Raw genomic sequence first — 1,003 nt, forward strand, 5'->3', positions numbered from 1 at the left:
TCTTGCAGTCCTTCAAGCCCTTCTTCAAGGAATGTTTGTACCCATTGATTCACACTGGTTCTGCTTACCTTAAGGAACTTAGCAATTTGGGTTCGAGAGTAACCATCTTTAAAGTGGGCCAATGCGAGCAATTCGCACTTTCTATTTTGAATAGATTTTTTGTTGGTCTAGTAAGTTTTTTGAAATCAATGTTATTGAGACTGTCCATAGTGTCATTTATCACGAAGAAGTAACAGCCTCAATTAGTTCATATTTTTTAGTTAGGTTGGTATAAAACCATCATGTTTTTCTTAGATTGGTATTAAATCACGATGTATTTACTTTCAGCGACTTTCCACAAGGCTTGAATTAGGGGATTTTCGAGCTGAGATTTGATGCAGCATACTCCCAGTTCAAAAGGTTTAATGGGAGTCGACTTTTAATCTCTGTATTTCTCTTTGACTGGGCTGTTATTGATCACAACATCTGGCGCAATACCGATCCCACATCCCAAAGCGACCATACTCACAATCGCTTCATGACCTGAAACCTGAGCATAAATATTGGGTTTAATTTTCATTTTCTTAAACCAAGTATTAGCCCTTTCTCTAGCGGTACCGGCTTCAGGAACTATATAGGGGATCGAAGACCAATCAGGTTTATCGCTATTCATTTCATCCGTGAAACTGCTCACTCCTTGAGGGGCAATTACAGAGAGCGGAATTTCGACTGATGGGCTCAAAGCACTTTTGCAGGTACTGTGTCTGGCTTGGCGGAAATAGCAATATCAGCCTCTCCATTCAGTATTTTATCCATGGCTTGTGCAGGATCACCGGTAGATATTTTGAATTCAATGAAAGGATGTTGTAGTCGAAATTCAGAAAGAAGTTCTGGTAAGTGGCTATAGCTGGCGGTGACGGAACAAAATAAGCGTATTTCCCCTTTGAGTTCGGTTTCTGAATGACGGTTTTGTAATTGATACTGCTGCCATTCGTTAAGCATTTTAAGCGCAACTGGCATCAAT

General features: G+C 40.1%; 2 pseudogenes. Both read right to left on the reverse strand.

The window, feature by feature from the left end:
• Window positions 1–128 (reverse strand): annotated as a pseudogene (locus CIK04_RS24255) (helix-turn-helix domain-containing protein); the annotation flags it as partial.
• A gap of 173 nt (window positions 129–301) precedes the next feature.
• Window positions 302–1,003 (reverse strand): annotated as a pseudogene (gene ilvY, locus CIK04_RS24260) (HTH-type transcriptional activator IlvY); the annotation flags it as partial.

This window comes from Vibrio sp. 03_296 (assembly GCF_002265885.1).